This is a genomic window from Gracilibacillus kekensis (genome assembly GCF_900143085.1).
Lineage (GTDB): Bacteria > Bacillota > Bacilli > Bacillales > Amphibacillaceae > Gracilibacillus > Gracilibacillus kekensis.
The window spans coordinates 689,458-706,321 of record NZ_FRCZ01000001.1 but is presented as its reverse complement, the minus strand read 5'-3'; the positions used below and the strand labels follow the sequence as shown (position 1 = coordinate 706,321).

Sequence of the window (16,864 nt, the reverse complement as noted above, 5' to 3'; positions counted from 1 at the left end):
TATTTGCCATGGCTTATAAAGATGATCAGTTACATGAGGAGAAAGTTTTCAAGGATCCTGTCCATCGTTACGTGCATGTAAGGGATCTTGTTATTTGGGATTTAATTGGCACCAAGGAATTTCAGCGATTGCGACGGATTAAGCAATTAGGTACATCCTTTTTAACGTTTCACGGAGCAGAACACAGTCGATTAAATCATTCCCTGGGTGTATATGAAATCGTTCGTAGAATCTTAATCAACTTTGAGGACAGGCCTAATTGGAATCGGGAAGAACGGATTCTCTGTTTATGTGCCGCATTATTGCATGACCTCGGACACGGACCTTTTTCCCATTCATTCGAAAAAGTATTTAAATTAGATCACGAAGAATTCACAAGGGCAATTATTTTAGGGGATACAGAAGTACACCAAGTATTATCAAAAGTAAGTAAGGAATTTCCGCAAAAAGTCGCAGATGTCATTAATAAAACCTACCATGACAAATTAGTAGTCAGTTTGATTTCAAGCCAAATTGATGCAGATCGGATGGATTATTTGCAACGAGATGCTTATTTTACAGGTGTAAGCTATGGTCATTTTGACATGGAACGAATCTTGCGGGTAATGCGCCCTGTCGAGGATCAGGTTGTCATTAAGGAATCAGGCATGCATGCGGTCGAAGATTATATTATGAGTCGCTATCAAATGTATTGGCAAGTTTATTTTCATCCTGTGACAAGAAGTGCGGAAGTGATTTTGACAAAAATTCTTCATCGGGTGAAAGAATTATATGGGCAACACTACCAATTTAAAGTAGAACCTACACCTTTTATTTCTTTTTTCGAAGGTAAGGTATCACTGGAAGACTACATACGTCTCGATGAAGCAGTGGTGCTGTACTACTTTCAGATGTGGGCAGAGGAAGATGACTCAATATTAAGTGATTTAGCCTATCGTTTTGTCAATCGTCGTTTATTTAAATATGCTGAATTTAATCCAAATCTGCAAATGAATGATTGGATGGAATTATATCAACTTTTTAAAGATATTGATTTAGATCCTGATTATTATTTAGTAGTCGATTCTTCTTCAGATTTACCATATGACTTTTATCGACCCGGTGAAGAAGAGGAACGATTACCGATTCATTTACTAATGCCAAATAATGAATTGCGTGAATTATCACGCCAGTCCGATATTGTCGAAGCCATTTCAGGGAAAAAACGAACAGATCATAAGCTTTATTATCCGAAAGACCTGATTGAAAAATTGGCAGACGATCGTCCGGAAAAAGCAAAAATACAAAAAATATTAAATAAACAAGAACGTTAAAGAAACTGGGGTGTTTTCATTGCTAGATAATCATGCAAAACTTGTTAAAGTCATTGCAGCATCTGATGGAATAGTAGGACGTAAGAAGTTACAAAAAATTATTTATATTTTAAAAAAGTTGGGACTTCCTTTTGAAGAAAAATATACCTTTTATTTTTATGGTCCCTATTCTGAAGAACTTAGCCTTCGAATAGAGGAAATAACCAATCTCGGATTTGTAACAGAGATAAAAGAACAAAAAAGCAATTACTATCAATACCGCTACCAGGTAACCGATCAAGGGCAAGATTTCTTAGAGCATTCAAATGCAGATGTTCCATTGGTGGAGTCGATTGTTCGAGACATGAAGGAACAGAGTTCTCGTTTTTTGGAATTAGTTGCTACCATGCTTTATTTCGATCATTTACCTAAGGATGAAATCGAGCAAAAAGTACAGGAAGTAAAGAAAAAATCGAATTATACTTCCGAAGACATTGTAGAAGCATGGTCATTTATTGGGAAAATAAATTTAAAATAAATCATTGAAACGAGTATGAAATCGCGAGGGTTTTATACTCGTTTTTTATAAGCAAGGAAAGTATGTGTTACGAGTAATAGCCAATAAAAAGTGACTTCAGTCACATATTTTGCTGAATTTTCAGAATTTTCTTGATCTTTTATCATGAATATGCTTTTATTGTAGTTAATCGTACCTAATAAGCTCGTTTTATATGTCTCGATTAACTACTTTTTTAATGGGAGGGAATGTATGAACAGAAAGAAACTTGTCATACTGGTTGTTGTATGTACTGTTGTTTTACTAACCGCAATAGGTATTAATGCTTTAATGTCATTTTCGTTTGAATCTAACACCGTAGAATCAAGTGAGTCAGAAGTAACAGTAACTGAAAACGAAGAAAACACATCACAAGAGAAGAATTCAGATGTTACAAATGAAGAAGCTGTTAGCGATACAGTTACATTAACGAATGTTACTGGAGATGTCTTAGTTATTAGAAATGATACCGAATTAGAAATCACCTCAGATACTGAATTAATAACAGGCGATAGAGTAATATCTAAAGAAGACGCATCAGTGGAACTAATCGTAAACTCTAATGAATCGGCAATCTTAGGCGCTAATACAGAAATAGAAATAATAGATATTTATTCAAACGAAAAAGGAATTAATCTTTCGATGCGCCAACTAGCAGGTACGGTATACCACTCTGGCAAACATAATGATTACTCGGTGCAGATGGGTGATGTTCAGTCAGTGGCAGAGGGTACTCACTTTATAACGTCCTATGATCCGGTAGTTGGCGAAAGTAGTATTATGGTTGTCTCAGGAATCGTTCGTGTAACAGATTCAATGACAGAATCTAATTCAAGAACCGGTTTACTCATCTATCCTGCACTACAGGCAAATTTTACTAATAATGATAATGAAACGTCTCAGGTTCTTATTAATGATATAAGTATAAATAATTTAGTTGCAAACTCAGATCCAAGTATTATTGAAGCGTTGCTACGAAATAAAAGAAACATAGATCAAGAGAATAAAGATTTAATAGACCGATTAGAACAAGACGGAGATATACTTGAAACAATCGGTTTAAATGCTGATGCTTATATGCGTTATCAGGAAAATCTCAACAATACAATTAATAGTATTGCTACTGAGGCTTTCAATCAAAATAAATTAAGTAAAGAAGAAATCAATCGGATAAATGAGCAGATAAATGTAGATAAAACCTCTCCGATGAGGGATGTTTTTGACGAGAGAAAAGCAAGTGCATTAGAAGAAATCAGAAGAATACAGCAGATGAAACAAGCACAAGAAAAGCAACGTCAAGCACGAAAGCAACAACAAAATCAACTTAATAACCTGTTACAACAAATTAAGAAAGCACAAGAGCAACAAAAAGAGCAAAATGAAAAACAGATAAATCAAAAACAACAACAAGCGGAAGAGCAGTTTAAAGAAACACTCACCGATCAACAAAAACAAAGGCTTCGTGAACAAAGAGAAGAACAACGAAAAGAACAAGAAAGACAAGAAAAACTTCGTTTGGAAAAAGAACGAGAGAAACAACTTCAATTAGAAAGAGAAGAAGCTATAAAAGCAGATATTCAGTCAATTACAGGCCAAAAGCTTCAATTAGAAAATGGAATCAAAATTCTTGATCTAAATGATTTTTTCAAAATAAAACAATCGCTAACATATGCAATACAGTCAAACGATCCAAGCGTTGCAGAGGGAGAAATTGATGGTACACAATTAAAAATAGTACCTCAAAAGAATGGTCAAGCCACATTCACTTTATCTGTTGGTCTAGGCTCTTTCAAAACAACAAAGAAGTTTTCTGTTTTAGTGGAAAGCAAACCATTACAAGCACCAAAAGCAGTACACTTTACTGATATCGATCCTTTACAGAATAAAATAAGGGGGACTTTGACTGTTGAAAAAGCAGTAGAGGAATCCAATATTAGCCACTATAGTTTGTATTGGGCAAATAGTAGTCAGCAAAAAATGGGTGAAGCCATTAAGAAAATCACTAAAACGGGAGAAGATTTAACATATACTTTCCCAAATGGCACTGATATACCTGAAGGTGCAACGGGAATTATTGCAGTTTCAATCAACAATTTTGGACAGTCAGAGAAATATGTATATACATCGGTTCAGGATTTGAGTGAACCTTGGATACAAAAGACAATTCCTGATACCAGGTTGTATTTATATGAACCATCTCATTTTGAATTTGTTAATTACTTTGTTGATCCATATGGTCAATCCATAGATGGTTTTAATCAAGATTATTCATTCGAGATAAGAAGTGGTGATGCTACGATAGCAGAAGCTGGAATCGATGGTAATGTTTTTTATCTAAATGGATTTTCTGAAGGGTCTACTAAGATAACAGTAAGCCTCCTAGACAGGGAAACGAATGAACAGGTGCTATCCACCACATTTGATGTAAATGTGAATTTGTTACCTTTACCTGATGCACCGACAACTATTCAGTTTCACGATGAAAACCCATTAAGTGGCGAGTTCAGTGGAACAGTGAGTGTCACTAAAGCCTTGGATGAAACCTATGTGTCCAGCTATGAATTATATTGGGTAAATGATGAAGCACAAAAAATCGGGGATCCACTCACGATCTGGTCACCTACAGGAACGGATTTAGAATTCCATTTGGCGGATACCCAAATGCCAGAAGGAGCAACAGGCCTACTTGTTCAATCCAGAAATAGCACAGGTGTATCCGAAGGTAACGCTTATGTGGAAGTGGAAGATTATAAAAGTGTCTGGATCAACAATACGATTCCAGATCAAGTAATTACAGAAGGAAGCATACAAGGGATTGAAATACCGGATGTTTTTATGGATGAATATGGTGAGCCGATTTCTGAATATTCTAATTCCTATAAATTAATAGCAGTAAGTAGTGATGAATCGATCGCAAGAGCATACAATGATGGAGGAATTTTCATCGAAGGAAACGGAAAAGGTGTAGCAAATGTAATAATACAAGTTACTTCCTGGCAATCGACCGAAATACTAGCTTCGACAACATTTGAAGTTACTGTGGAATAATCTTTGCTACAATCAATATTAATTCGTTTAAAGATTTTAAAAAACAAGTGGTCTAATCTATCAAATAGAACCACTTGTTTTTTTATTTGATACTACTCTGATGTAATTTTTAGTGAATTCAACACGTTTGAATCATAACTGATTGCAATCAAATTATGTTAAAATTTAACTATTAACATAATCAGTTTTTATCACTTATCGGCGGAATAGAGAGGAGCAGCAGTAGTGAACAGTAAAGATTATACGGAAGCAAACAGAATGGCATGGAATCAGGTGAATCAGAGTCATCAAGTTAAGAAGGAAGAGAATGGGAAGTTTAAGAAATTTGCACAATCAGGATACTCAACACTAGATAACGTAATCACTGAAAAATTATCTTTCTATGGGTTGATAGGAAAAGCTATAGCTCAAGTTTGTTGTAATGATGGGGAAGAAACAATGTCCCTAAAGAACTTGGGTGCTAGAGAAGTAGTTGGTTTTGATATATCGGACAATGCAATACAGTCGGCGCGTCTCTTATCTAAAAGGGTGAATGTAAAATGTGATTTTGTTCAAACCGATATTTATGATATTTCTGATGATTATAACAATCGCTTCGACATTGTATATATTTCAACAGGGAGTCTAATGTGGTTTCCGGATATATCAAAATTCTTCAAAGTAATTAACCGTATGTTAAAGGTTAATGGACATGTTCTCATCTACGAAATTCACCCTTTCTTGTTATTATTAGATGAAGAGAACCGCGAGAATCCTTATGAATTAAGATATTCATATTTTAAAAATGGACCACTTGTGTTTAATGATGGATTAGACTACATTGGCAAAGTGAAAAATGAATCCGCGTTACCAAGTTATAATTTTGACCCTACTTTTTCTCAAATAATAAATGGATTAATTCAAAATAAGCTGAGTATTGATCAATTTGAAGAATACAATCACGATATATCCTCATTATTTGGTCATTTAGATAATGATGACATACAAATTCCGAAAAGTTTCTTTTTATGTGGAAAGAAGGCAAGTGATTAATAAGAAAGCAATCCATCTAAAATAGCAGGGAGAGATAAAGATGGGAATTGATTTTCATAGTAAAAAAAATCGAATTACCTATACAACTCGCGAGGCGGATAGCTCTTGGAGAGAAGCAATAAAAGCCCTTGTACCAATTGAAAACATAGAAAAGGCTCTCGATATTGGCTGTGGTGGTGGAATTTATTCGAAAGCTTTATCGGATATGGGAGTAGAAAAGGTAACTGGTGTTGACTTTTCTAAAGCTATACTTGAAGGAGCAAAGGAAAATTGTAAAAACTACAATAATATTACTTTTGTTAATGGGAATGCCTATGAAACCAGCTTACATAGTCAAACATATGATTTGTTAATGGAAAGAGCGTTGATTCATCATCTTAATGATTTGCGTTCTTGTTTCTCAGAAGCATTTCGATTGTTAAAAAGGGATGGGTTTTGTATTATACAAGATCGAACGCCAGAAGATTGTTTCATAAAGGGGGATAATAATCATATTAGAGGGTATTTTTTCGAACTTTTTCCTCGCCTAATGGAATGGGAAGAAAAACGCAGGTATACGAGCGATTTTGCGATCAAAATGTTGCAGGAAGTGGGATTTAGCCACATTGAGGAAGTGAAGTTATGGGAAACGAGAGCCTGTTTTAAAAACAAAGAGCGATTGTTAAAAGATATAAGTAATCGAACGGGGAGGAGTATCTTACATGAGTTAGACGATAATGAACTGAAGTTGCTCCTTAAGCATATCGATAAGTCACTGCCAACTGATACTAATATCATCGAAAAAGATAGATGGACGATTTGGAAAGCAATAAAATAATAAAAATAGAAGTTCAAAGTGTTAACTCTGAACTTCATAGCCTTTTAATATGTACATTAGGCAATTTTATGATGATTTGTCATTTGTTTCGTTTAAAAGCTTATCTAGCTTTTGTTCCACACGGTCTAGTTGGTTTTGTGTCCTAGATTTTGAACGTCTAATGATTAGAATAAACATGACGATTGCTACGATAAAGAATAGAAGCAGAGAAAAAAACATATCTCCGGCTTGAAATCCATCTATACTTACATAAATCATTAACAACACACTCCTAATCGATCAGTCGTTTGCCACCTACTCCATAGTTGCGTTTATCAATATCTTCAATAAATACTACTACCTTTTCACGAGAAGCACCTGTTGTTTCCACTACTGCATCTGTGACTTTTTCAATTAACGCTTTACGTTGCTCATCGGTGCGCCCCTCTAACATCTCTACTGTTACATATGGCATACGTATCTCTCCTTTTAATTAAATGTATTTTCATTGTATCGCAAATCTTGCTAGAGGGAAACACAGAAGATGAAACCACCAATTCAAACATGATACAATGAAAAGTAGACGCATAAGTTGCGTTTTATTCAGAAAATAGGTTCTTCACGGGATAACTTTTGCTCTTCACGGGATATCCATAGTTGTTGACGGGATACTTGCTCTTGTTCACGGGATAAAGCAATTTATCCCGTGAACAGCATTAGTTATCTCGCCAACAGCCCACATTATCCCGTGAAGAGCAATACAAAACTAAGTGGCAGTTAAAAAATATAATTAAAATAATAAACTCAGTATAAATTAGGAGGCGTTGTCATGAGTGAAGAAAAGAAGAAAAAGTCAAATGCGTTTACGATTATGAAAGACGATTCTACAGATGGTCATGGGGGATATGGTGTAGGTTCGGTCAGTTTGGAAAACATCTCACCAGTCATCATTGATCCGAATGAAGATCGTGCCTTTGTAGATATGGGGGCGATGCATGCTCGCAGTGAAGTAGAACGACGAGTGAAGTTCATTCCAGATCGAGAAGTAGTGAAAAACGGTAAATTATATTGGATTGTATGGGTAACGGTAGAACGGGGAGAGAATGGAGCCTATTATCATGGGGTTACAGGTTGCGAGGTTGTAGTAGACCGTTCGATTAAACGTGCTTATAAATCAATGCCAGAACATGTGAATCATATGGATAAATCGATGAAAGGTCATGTTATCGTTGATCATATGGATGATAAATCAAAAAAATTATTAGCTGATTTTTTACGTGAATTTGATGCAGAAATGTGGGAAAATTCGACGGATGAATTAAAGCAAGCATTACCTGAATAATGAACATTTTGTGAACTTTGTCTAAAAATGAACAATTATACTTGTCCTAAAGGATCTTTGTTTATAAAATGAATACACATGGTAACTCTTAGTTACTAGGACCGGAAAAGGCTGGGCTTCTGCCCAGCCTTTTTCCGTTCTAATAAAAAAAGATTTTGGCATTGCTGCTTTTGCGTAGCAAACAATTAAAAATTAAGGCATCAGCCTGATGCATAAAAGAAAGATAGTACGGCATAACCTAGGGGGTAATTGTGAGTTTTATATGTGCTAAGCGGACGCCTGCGCTTTTTAGTACTCAGCAACTGAAGCAAGAATAATCAAGTTAGTTTATTCACAATTTCCTATCAACTTATCATTTAGATTAATTTTTTGTTATCTATAAAAGCTGGTTTATTGTCTAATGGTAAGCGTAGGCGCCCAATTCAACTCCGGTGGGACTGTTTTCCCTGAAGATCCACTTTTTTAAGCGGTTTGTGCTTGAAAAAGTTAGCTGAGGGGAAAACCCCACGGAAAGGGAAGTGGGCAAGCCGAAGCGGTTACCAAACAGTTATAAAATCTCAAAATTCACCATCAAATGTATGTCGTATAATCCTTCTTTTGTGAAGTTTATTGTTCATCTTTCCCAGTCCACAACCATTCCCACCAATTGTCGATCAGGTCATCTTCAGAGATGATTTCATCAAACTCTTCAGGATGTTCGTGTTGATATTCTTCTAAATGTAAGGTGCAATATTTTGTTGGTTCGGTACCTTTGACAAATAGTAGTGTTGCCGTATGGCTACAAGCATCTGAAGCAAGCAAACCGGTATTTAAATCGATCGAAGCTTCCACAACATTTTCAGGACGAACAACACTCTCTACAGGAATATCTTTATGTGCTTTTTCCATAAAATCAGCCCATACTTCTTTGGCGTATTGCTGATCACTAGTCTTCACAATCTCTCGATTATCATCGTAACCGGTCCAAACACCTGTTGTTAATGACGGACTAAAACCAATCATCCAATTATCAGAATTGGTGGTTCCAGATTTTCCAGCGTATTCATGTGTCAATTGATTAGCGATTGATGCCCCGGTAACACTCATATAGCCATTTAGCTCTTCTTGAAACATGCCTTTCATCATCTCAGATAAAATGTAGGTATATTCTTCATTAAGTATTTGATTATTATCTTTCTTTGAAAACAAACTCCAAGCTTTATCTTCAGATTCGCTTTCTTGGCGATCATATAATACTTCTCCGTGTGCATCTGTCACTTTTGAGATCGTATAACTATTGATCTTCTCTCCGCCGTTAGCAATCATACTGTATCCTGTTACCATCTCCTTCATCGTAACCACTTCTGTTCCTAAAGCCAGAGAAGCAACAGGTGCCAGTTCACTTTTAATATTAAATTTGTCCTTTGCTACCCGGACAAATCGGTCAGGAGTTACATACATGTTTGTTTTAACAGCGAAAATATTATCCGATAAGGCAATCGCTTGAGCCATGGTGATCGGTTGGTTGGCATAATAGTCATTGTAATTACTTGGTTGATACAGCTTACCATCCGCTAATTCAAAAGTAGTAGGTTTACTCATCAAGGTTGTTGCAGCTGTCATACCTTGTTCTAAGGCGGTATAATAAAGAAACGGTTTAAAGGCAGAACCAGGCATTCTTTTTGCTTGTGTCACACGATTGAAAGAGGAATCCTGATAGTTTCTACCTCCCACTAGAGCTTTAATGGCACCAGTTGAGGGCTCCATGGCCACCGCGCCTATTTGTAATTCCGGGTTCTCGATTAAACGATCGGTAGTTGCTTTTAGTTGTTGTTGTTGTTCGACGTTAAGGGTGGTATATACTTGATAACCACCAGAACGAATTTCTTCCATAGTAACCCCTAATAAATCCTTTAGTTCCTCGACGACCAGATCTTGATAATAAGGTGCAAGTCCCTTTGTTGTAATCATCCGTTCTTCAGAAAAATTTAGGGTTTCCTTTATAGCAGTTTCATAAGTCTCGGAATCAATCACTTGCTGTTCATGTAAATTTTTCAAAATTAATTCCTGTCTGGATTTTGCTTTCTCATAATCATGAAAAGGTGAGTAGTGGGAAGGCCCTTTAGGAATGCCTGCCAGCATAGATGCTTCGGCCCACGTCAAATCGGAAGCTGACTTAGCAAAGAAGTATTTACTGGCTGCTTCAATTCCATATGCACCATGGCCATAATAAATGGTATTTAAATAACCCTCTAATAACTCATCCTTGTCGTAAAACATCTCTAAACGTATGGTATAAAAAGCTTCATATAATTTTCGTTTCCACGTCTTCTCATGTGTAAGAAAAAGATTACGAGCATACTGTTGGGTAATCGTGCTGGCTCCTTCTTTTAGGGACAGTGTTTTTAAATCTTTCCAAATAGCGGATGCAAGGCGTTTGAAATCAAAACCAAAATGATCATAAAAATGTTGATCTTCCGTCCAAATCGTTGCCTGCTCTAAAGTATCATCTATATTATCTAAAGTCATCCAGTATCTTTTTTCAGACCCGAACTCTTCGCCAATCACTTCATCATTTTCGCTATAATAAATCGTATTTTGGGATCGATCTAAAGATGGCGGTCCAAGTAAAAAGCTTGCAATTAACAAAACGGCAGAAAAAGATCCAATTAAAAAGAATAGAAAGACAAATAATTTCCATAACCGCCGCTTCCTCCTCCGGCTCCTCCGACCCATAACACACCCTCCCTTGTAAACAATGACAGGAAAACGCCATCAAGCGTAAAGACAGCTGACTATCCTCTGTTTTGTATTCTAGACAGAATCCCTGCATTTTTATTCATCGTTATTAGCATTATGGTTCAAAAAAGCAGGGTATAAACATACTAAATAAATAATTATTTGATTTTTTGTTAAAAAACTCTAGAATAGTATTATTTACAATAAAAGATCGTAAGTAGGTACATATTATAGAAGCCTGTCAAAAGGGAAGGTAATTTACTGAAAAATGCTATCGTTAATTCTGCCGTAAGAGTAGTAAGTTTGTACGTGAAATATTGTTAGGTTGGGTAAAATGAAAAAAGAGAAATAAATGTAACAAAACCGTTAAGTATGATAAAATATGTAACGACTTTATAAGAGGGGTAACCGTTCGAAATCCTCCACTTTAAAATTCGAACAAAAGCAAAATACTAAGTGGGAGATAAACGGATGCTAGCAATTAGAAGGAGATTAAACCTCGTACTGATTGCAGTCTCACTTTTTTATGAATTAGGGGATTGGAATGAAAAGAAATCAAATTGTGAGTGAATTTATGGCAAATGATACAGAGATGCCATTACACGTTATTTATCAGCAGCTTAGAGGACAGAGCCATGAGTTAAAAGATATGAGTGAAATCTGTTTAGCGACTGAAAATGAAGAAAATCAGCGAACGGCTATGGAATATTTATATGTGAATGGTTTATTTGAAGAATTAAAAGTAATGATTGATAAGATAAAATATGCAACAAATAGAGTTAATCGTAAATCAGCTCGAATCTATCAGATTATGTATGAACGTAAAACGATAGCCTCCACACAAATAAAACCAGAAACACCATCCAAATATATCAAAGCTGTCAATCGTATAAAAATTTACGAAGAGGATATTACCGTTCGGATCCTCAAAGATCTTGTTCATATTTATGGCTATTTTGATATGCATCATTACGGTAAAATCGGAACTTTCAATGAAAGTATTAAACGTCTTTTGATACAGGTAAAGGACCCGTTACTCTATGAATTGTTTGAGTCTCGCTTAAATGAAACGTTATTTATTTATCATTGGAAACGCAATGAATTAATTTTGTCTAGAAAATATGGCTATCAACTATTAAAAAAATCAAATAACCTACGTAAACAAATCGATATTCATAATATTCTGGCTCAGGGATACTTGTTTGATGGTTATGAACAGGCAATGCATCATATCTCTGTAGCTATCGAGATGGCTCAACAATTGTCATATGAGCGAGCAACTTACGGATTGAAGAACTATACCCTTCCATTTATCTCAGCTTACTATAAAAAAACAGAGGGTATTTCGAGTCAGGATTCTGCTGAAAAAGCTCATATTGCCCTTGCAGAAGGTGATACGGAAAAATGTATTGAAATATTATCTGATTTTGAACAATTAACACCTTTTCAGCAATATTATTTGGGACAAGCTAAACAAGACAAATATTTATTACGCACGGCTTATCAGCGATTTATCGAAGAGCGTGATGATTATTTTTATGCAAGATTACCTCTTGAGGCGTTAAACGCCCTTGATCAATAGAAGGATGTTTGATAAAGTGTTGAAAACTCAAGTAGCGATTAAAATGACGATGGAAATTTTGGATGCAGGAAAACAAGACGTCACCATTGTTGAAGAAAAAGGTCAACTATTGGAAAAGGCGAATACTACTGTATTGAAATTTAGTGAAGAGAATGAAAATAAGGAACGAACAGATTCACTGATTACCATTCATTCAGATAGAGTAAGTGTGAAACGCTCTGGGGCAGTATCGATGTTGCAGAAATTTGATGAGAAACGAATAACAGAAAATGTTTATCGGCATCAATTCGGCACCATTCATATGCAAACAGAAACAGAGCAAGTAACGTATCAGCCACCTCAAGCAAATGAGGATGGAAAACTATTTATTAGCTATTCCACTAGTTTAAATAACGATAAACCTAGGCGTCATCTATTAACCATATTGGTAAAAAAAGAAGAGTAATGGAGGCAGGATTATGAACGTGATGCAACAAATGCAGGAGACCTTGAAATCAGAAATTAAACAAGCTGTTTTAGCAGCCGAATTGGCATCAGAAGCAGAAATGCCTGCGATTGTGCTTGAACAGCCAAAGGATAAAGCACATGGTGACTATGCAACAAATATTGCGATGCAGCTTGCAAGAATTGCTAAAAAAGCACCACGGCAAATCGCGGAAGACATTGTGGCACAATTAAATCAAACGACAGGTTCGATTAAAAGTGTAGACATTGCCGGTCCAGGTTTTATTAACTTTTTCATCGATAATCAGTACTTAACAAAACTGATTCCAACGATTTTGGAACAAAAAGAAGAATATGGATCTTCTGATACTGGTAAGGGAGAGAAAATTCAAATAGAGTTTGTCTCAGCCAATCCAACAGGTGATTTACATTTAGGTCATGCTCGTGGTGCGTCTGTTGGTGACTCGATGTGTAATATTTTAGCTAAAGCGGGTTACAATGTCTCTCGTGAATATTATATTAATGATGCTGGTAACCAAATCAATAATCTAGCGTTGTCTGTTCAAGCTCGTTACATGCAAGCACTAGGTAAAGAACAGTCAATGCCGGAGGACGGTTATCACGGTGCCGACATTATTGGAATTGCTGAGACACTTGCAAAAGAATATGGTGAGCAATTATTAGAGAAGTCTGATCAGGAACAACAGGCATTTTTCCGTGAATACGGCTTAAAGTTCGAATTAGATAAATTAGCGAAAGACTTAGAGCAGTTTCGTGTCACATTTGATCACTGGTTTTCGGAAACATCGTTATATGAAGAGAACAAAATCACTCCTGCGATCGAGTTATTAAGGGAGAAAGGCTATATCTATGAAGAAGACGGTGCAACATGGTTCCGTTCGACAGATTTTGGTGATGACAAGGATCGTGTATTAGTGAAGCAAGATGGCTCCTACACCTATTTATCACCAGATATTGCTTACCATAAAAATAAATTAGACCGTGGTTTTGATAAATTGATTAACATTTGGGGTGCAGACCATCATGGGTATATTCCGCGTATGCATGCTGCAATTCAGGCACTTGGCTATGATGCTGATACGTTAGAAGTTGAAATCATTCAAATGGTCAACCTTTTTGAAAATGGCGAAAAAGTAAAAATGAGTAAACGTACCGGTAAGGCTGTTACGTTACGCGAATTAATGGAGGAAGTTGGCATTGATGCGATGCGCTATTTTTTCGTGATGCGTTCTGCTGATTCCCACTTGGATTTTGATATGGACTTAGCAAAGTCCCAGTCGAATGATAATCCTGTCTATTATGTACAATATGCCCATGCCCGGATCTGTACAATGTTAAAACAAGCAGGAGAGAAAGGGATCGATTTCGCGGATTATGAGGCAAGTCTTCTGCAATCTGAAAAGGCAGAAGAGTTAATGAAAAAATTGGGTGAATTTACACAAGTGATTGCAGATGCAGCCATCAACCGTACGCCACACCGAATTACGCAATACATTTTTGACTTATCAGCAAATCTGCACAGCTTTTATAACGCAGAGAAGGTCATTAATGAGGATAACGTGGAGGCAACAAAAGCTCGACTTGCTTTAATGGAAGCAGTACGCATTACCTTGGCAAATGGTATGAAACTGATCGGAGTCAATGCACCACAAAGCATGTAAATATCATTATCATCAAAAAAGCTGGATTCTTTCTAAAAAAGTTTCAGCTTTTTTGTTTGCGGGTAATTAAAGACTAATTTAATGAATGAAAGCAGGAAAGGACGACATAACTGAAATTGAATAAAGCCAATATGATTATAGATGCTTGAGTTGTAGAGTATAAAAAAGCGTAGGCGTCCGCTTCCACTCCTGCAGGAAGTTTTTATCCGAAGATCCACTTTGGTAAGTGGTTTTTGCTTACCAAAGTTAGCTGAGGAGAAAAACCTGCGGAAAGGGAAGCGGACAAGCCGAAGCGGTTTTTAAGCAGTTAAAATATTTCATTACCATTTCATTTATGTCGCAATTTGTTTCTTTTATATATTTTTAGAAAAATTGCTGGACCCAGTCAAATAGCCGAAAGCCTAAGTAGATACCGACAATGCCCATGACCCCTGCCAAGGCGGGTGGGGCCGGAATCGGTAGTTTTAACCAAGCAAATAGAAATCCAACAACTAACCCAGTGATAAGTGCTAAGAAAACTTGCAAATTAATCAACCTCCAATCTTTAAAGTAAGGACCTGAAAGGGATCGTGAGCCACATTAATAGTTTTAAGTAGACAGGCTGATGTTTGAGCCATCCGTCGGTCATTTTTTTACTAATGGAGAGGTCTTTTTCATAAATACGCATCATCTCTTGGAAAATGTCATGCTCCTTCGTTACAACGATATTTAATTCCTGATTAAGGCAAAGGCTGCGTCGATCAAAGTTAGCTGTGCCAATATCACAAATTGCTTTATCAAAAAACATTACTTTGCCATGGAAAAAACCATCTTTATATAAATAGATATTTGCCCCATGCTTTTTCATCTTATTGAAATATGCTAAAGCTGCTGCTTTCGTTAATAGATGATCTGCTTTATCAGGAACCACTACTGTCAACGTAACACCTCTTTTTAATGCTTTTATAAGTGCTTTTTCAATTTGTTTCGTAGGAATAAAATAGGGAGACCCAATGTCAATAGACTCTTTTGATTGCGAAATAAGGCCGAGAATTTCGTTTTCTAAAACATCCCCTTCAGTTGCTAACACTTTTACGCCTTCTTTTTCCTGAAGGTCTGTTCTGTCCAGTGTTTGTGTTTGAGGATCCCAATCGAGATTAAATGATCTCTGCAACACTGCGGTGATATCTCCGGTTAAGCGTAAATGGTAGTCCTGCCATTTACCCAGCTTTTTATCTTTTCCTACATATTCATCTCCTAGGTTAAATCCGCCAATATAACTAATCGTCTTATCTACAACCAAGACTTTGCGATGATTTCGTTGTTGAAGGTGATAGAAAAAAGGAAATACCGGGCGATTCATTTTTCGAAACGATACTTTATCCTTTAACCATTTACTGCGAAATTTTAAACTGCCAACCCAGTCTGTCATCACTTTTACCTTTACCCCTTCGTTCTGTTTTCTAACAAGTAAAGAGTAAAACTGATTGGAAATTCGATCATTACGAATGATAAAAAACTGTATATCAATGGAATACTTAGCATTTTCCATATCGATTAGCATTTGATCAAACAGGCGGTCACCAGAAGTGAAGACGTCAACTTGATCGGTACTTGTTACCCATGAAGTGCTTTTGTTTCGCTTACCCATTAACCATTTGCCTATTTGGAAGTCAATGACGCAGAGAAGAATCAATCCAATTATAAAAAACATACGCTATTCCCTCATTTCCTCTCTTAATGTACCCAAATAAGTTTAAAATCATTAATTACTGTGTACGCGTCCGTAATACCTTAACTTCCTGATAAGCTTTGCCGGGCATAGAGGCTTTGACAAAAGATTGATATGCGTATTAGGAAGAAACTGCGCAATAACCGATGGGTAACTATATAGTCGAAGTAGTAATTTTGAAATGAGTAATTCACTAAATATTCGCTACGGCTCTCCACTTCCCTTTCCGCGGGTTTTTCTCCTCAGCTAACTTTGGTAAGCAAAGACCACTTACCAAAGTGGATCTTCGGATAAAAATATCTCGCAGGAGTGAAAGTGGACGCCTTCGCTTAGATATACTCGACAACTTAGGCCAGAATAATCATATTGGCTTTTTCGACTATCTTTTTTAGTAGGATACTGAAGGGATAGCATTTGTCATTGATGTAGAATCTCATTGAGCGTAGGCGCCCACTTCAACTCCTATGGGATCCTTTTTCCTGAAGATCCACTTTTTCATGCGATTTTTGCAGGGAAAAGTTAGCTGAAGGAAAAAGCCCATGGAAAGGGAAGTGGGCAAGCCGAAGCGGATGTCACACTCATTAATGTCAAAATTACCACAAGGTTATGTCGCAGTTTCCTGATATTACGCAACAATAGATATTGCATCGTTCTTGTTTGA

14 protein-coding genes are annotated in these 16,864 nt (G+C 36.4%); 9 read left to right on the top strand and 5 right to left on the bottom strand.

What is annotated here, in order from left to right; translation table 11 throughout:
• The first annotated feature begins 8 nt into the window (after positions 1–8).
• The 5 genes from BUC25_RS03280 to BUC25_RS03260 all read left to right on the top strand — a co-directional run bounded on the left by BUC25_RS03280 (position 9) and on the right by BUC25_RS03260 (position 6,745).
• Complete coding sequence (locus BUC25_RS03280; RefSeq protein WP_073199614.1) at positions 9–1,313, top strand: HD domain-containing protein; 1,305 nt, start codon at positions 9–11, stop codon at positions 1,311–1,313.
• Between the two features lie 19 nt (positions 1,314–1,332).
• A complete protein-coding gene (locus BUC25_RS03275; protein WP_073199612.1) occupies positions 1,333–1,830 on the top strand; it encodes a YwgA family protein in 498 nt (165 codons plus the stop codon).
• 231 nt (positions 1,831–2,061) lie between these two features.
• Entirely contained in the window at positions 2,062–4,896 is a 2,835-nt protein-coding gene (locus tag BUC25_RS03270) for an MAP7 domain-containing protein (RefSeq protein ID WP_073199610.1), read from the top strand.
• Between the two features lie 225 nt (positions 4,897–5,121).
• The gene (locus tag BUC25_RS03265) at positions 5,122–5,928 is read left to right on the top strand and encodes a class I SAM-dependent methyltransferase (RefSeq protein WP_073199608.1); all 807 of its coding nucleotides are present in this window, start codon (positions 5,122–5,124) and stop codon (positions 5,926–5,928) included.
• Positions 5,929–5,968: 40 nt separating this feature from the next.
• A complete protein-coding gene (locus BUC25_RS03260; RefSeq protein WP_073199606.1) occupies positions 5,969–6,745 on the top strand; it encodes a class I SAM-dependent methyltransferase in 777 nt (258 codons plus the stop codon).
• Between the two features lie 66 nt (positions 6,746–6,811).
• On the opposite strand, the gene BUC25_RS03255 is transcribed toward BUC25_RS03260, so the two are convergent.
• Together BUC25_RS03255 and BUC25_RS03250 are read right to left on the bottom strand one after the other, a co-directional pair.
• The gene (locus BUC25_RS03255; RefSeq protein ID WP_073199604.1) at positions 6,812–7,003 is read right to left on the bottom strand and encodes a hypothetical protein; all 192 of its coding nucleotides are present in this window, start codon (positions 7,001–7,003) and stop codon (positions 6,812–6,814) included.
• 13 nt (positions 7,004–7,016) lie between these two features.
• Positions 7,017–7,199, bottom strand: a complete 183-nt coding sequence (locus BUC25_RS03250) for a 2-hydroxymuconate tautomerase (protein ID WP_058308733.1) — start codon at positions 7,197–7,199, stop codon at positions 7,017–7,019.
• 354 nt (positions 7,200–7,553) lie between these two features.
• Between BUC25_RS03250 and BUC25_RS03245 the strand changes: the two genes are divergently transcribed.
• Positions 7,554–8,066 (top strand): YwhD family protein, encoded by a 513-nt coding sequence (locus BUC25_RS03245; protein ID WP_073199603.1) that lies wholly within the window; start codon positions 7,554–7,556, stop codon positions 8,064–8,066.
• Between the two features lie 606 nt (positions 8,067–8,672).
• Here BUC25_RS03245 and BUC25_RS03240 read toward each other — a convergent pair.
• Complete coding sequence (locus tag BUC25_RS03240; protein ID WP_073199601.1) at positions 8,673–10,781, bottom strand: transglycosylase domain-containing protein; 2,109 nt, start codon at positions 10,779–10,781, stop codon at positions 8,673–8,675.
• A gap of 547 nt (positions 10,782–11,328) precedes the next feature.
• On the opposite strand from BUC25_RS03240, the gene BUC25_RS03235 reads away from it, so the two are divergent.
• Genes BUC25_RS03235 through argS form a run of 3 tightly spaced genes read left to right on the top strand, consistent with a single transcriptional unit; the run spans position 11,329 to position 14,492 of the window.
• Complete coding sequence (locus BUC25_RS03235) at positions 11,329–12,366, top strand: AimR family lysis-lysogeny pheromone receptor (RefSeq protein ID WP_073199599.1); 1,038 nt, start codon at positions 11,329–11,331, stop codon at positions 12,364–12,366.
• Positions 12,367–12,382: 16 nt separating this feature from the next.
• Positions 12,383–12,811, top strand: coding sequence for a YwiB family protein (locus BUC25_RS03230; protein WP_084543339.1), 429 nt, complete (start codon positions 12,383–12,385; stop codon positions 12,809–12,811).
• A 13-nt stretch (positions 12,812–12,824) separates the two neighbouring features.
• Positions 12,825–14,492: an arginine--tRNA ligase gene (gene argS, locus BUC25_RS03225; protein WP_073199597.1), complete on the top strand. Its 1,668-nt coding sequence runs from the start codon at positions 12,825–12,827 to the stop codon at positions 14,490–14,492.
• Positions 14,493–14,855: 363 nt separating this feature from the next.
• On the opposite strand, the gene BUC25_RS03220 is transcribed toward argS, so the two are convergent.
• Positions 14,856–15,017: a XapX domain-containing protein gene (locus BUC25_RS03220; protein WP_073199595.1), complete on the bottom strand. Its 162-nt coding sequence runs from the start codon at positions 15,015–15,017 to the stop codon at positions 14,856–14,858.
• 19 nt (positions 15,018–15,036) lie between these two features.
• The gene (locus BUC25_RS03215) at positions 15,037–16,185 is read right to left on the bottom strand and encodes a phospholipase D-like domain-containing protein (RefSeq protein ID WP_073199594.1); all 1,149 of its coding nucleotides are present in this window, start codon (positions 16,183–16,185) and stop codon (positions 15,037–15,039) included.
• Positions 16,186–16,864 lie beyond the last annotated feature (679 nt).